The following is a 917-nucleotide window of genomic DNA, read 5'->3' on the forward strand; positions in this document are numbered from 1 at the left end:
GTTGCGCTGCCAACATTTTCTTAGGATGGGCAAGGAAACTGGGGGTCGATATCGGCGTGTTCTGTGCGCTTCACACCTACGGCAGAAAGCTGAATTGGAATGTGCATATCCATTTATCTGTCACGCGTGGAGGCTTATGTAAGAGGACAGGCCTGTGGAAGCCCATTTTCTTTAAAGCCAAGACCACGGAGAAGTGTTGGCGCAGTGCCATCACTCAACTTCTCAGCTCCCATTACTCAGAGTTAGATTTGAGTGGAAAGGACTGCCCTTTTATTCGTCATGAGCAAGATTGGTCTCGATTTTTAACCAGCCAATATTGCCGCCGCTGGAAGCTGCATTTTGCAAAGAAGACGGCTAACGTCACGCCAACCATGAGCTACTTAGGTCGATACCTAAAGCGCCCGCCGATATCTGCATCACGCTTACGACATGATTTTCAGGGGGGCTTAGTGACGTTTGACTACCTTAACCATAGAAATGGTCAGACGGAATCCCTCATTTTGAGTCCAGAAGCTCTGATAGAGCGCATGCTTGAGCATATCCCTGATAAGCACTTCAAAATGATTCGATACTTTGGGTTTCTATCAAACCGACGTCGTGGTGAGATGCTCCCTAGGGTCTACGATGCCTTAGGCGTCGCCCCTGAAGAGTCACCTGAAATGCCAGGTTACGCCGCTATGCTAAAAGGGTATGTGAAGGTAGACCCATTTGAATGCATTCTTTGCGGTCATCGAATGAATTTTCTGCGTTTTAGGGCGGGAGAAACATTGTCAGAGCTCGTTAACCGTACTCTGATTCAATCCCAAATCAGGTCAATTTAGGGCTTTCGTAGGATAAGTGTATCTGAAATAGAGAAAACGGCGTGAAAGCGTTCAATTAACACTCAACTTTAAGTTGTAGTGTAGAAATGAGGTTAG

At 46.7% G+C, this 917-nt stretch carries 1 protein-coding gene; it reads left to right on the top strand.

Annotated features, from left to right (window positions below; translation table 11 throughout):
* Nucleotides 1–821: transposase (locus tag AB4484_RS11990; RefSeq protein ID WP_372078345.1), on the top strand; the 821-nt coding region annotated here is incomplete at its 5' end.
* Between the last annotated feature and the right edge of the window lie 96 nt (nt 822–917).

Source organism: Vibrio sp. 10N.261.46.A3, assembly GCF_041472995.1.
GTDB lineage: Bacteria > Pseudomonadota > Gammaproteobacteria > Enterobacterales > Vibrionaceae > Vibrio > Vibrio coralliirubri.